Raw genomic sequence first — 679 nt, forward strand, 5'->3', positions numbered from 1 at the left:
CTAACCGCCTAACCAAACCCCCAACTTCATACCGAGCCGAAAGCACAAACGGCTACACCACTACACGGGACTTGACCGGTCTGAGCTGGTTGTGAAGGCTCGTCCGTTATCAGTGAGGGTGGATTGCGGATAGCCGTAGGTCTCTGCGGCGTTGGTGAAGCTTTCGATGACGTTTCCGACGGTGGCGAAAGGGTATGCACGGCAAGAGATGATGAAGCGGGAGTGATCGTCGAGGATGGTGAGGATCACGACGCGTTTGTGTGGGGCGATGGTCCAGTCGCTGTAGTCCATCTGCCAGGTTTCGTTGGGTTGGTCGGCTTGGAATCGTATCCATGAGCTGCGTGGACGTTTTTGGGGCTGTGGTGTGACGTGTCCGTTGTCTGCAAGTACCCGGTGGATGGTTGATGCTGCTGGTGGTGGGTCTATGCCTTCTTTTTGGAGGTGCCAGCGGATGGTGCCGGCGCCGGCATCGGTGCCTCTGTTGGTGAGTTCTTCACGCAGTTCGAGGATGCGATCGGTGACGGGTTGTTTGAGTGCTCTGGGGTTTGAGTGGGGGCGTTTTGAGCGGGGTTCGAGTGCTTCGTATCCGCCTTCTCGGTGGCGCGAGGGTGTCAGGAAGTTTGTGTGTGAGGCTCTGATCTAGAAGGAGTTTCACCGATAATGACTACGGTGTCACCGA

The 679-nt window shown here is 56.8% G+C and carries 1 pseudogene; it reads right to left on the minus strand.

Annotated elements, in window-relative coordinates:
* Positions 1-66: 66 nt before the first annotated feature.
* Positions 67-603 (minus strand): annotated as a pseudogene (locus QP996_RS11750) (DDE-type integrase/transposase/recombinase); the annotation flags it as partial.
* Positions 604-679 lie beyond the last annotated feature (76 nt).

It is taken from the genome of Corynebacterium sp. MSK008 (assembly GCF_030232585.1).
Lineage (GTDB): Bacteria > Actinomycetota > Actinomycetes > Mycobacteriales > Mycobacteriaceae > Corynebacterium.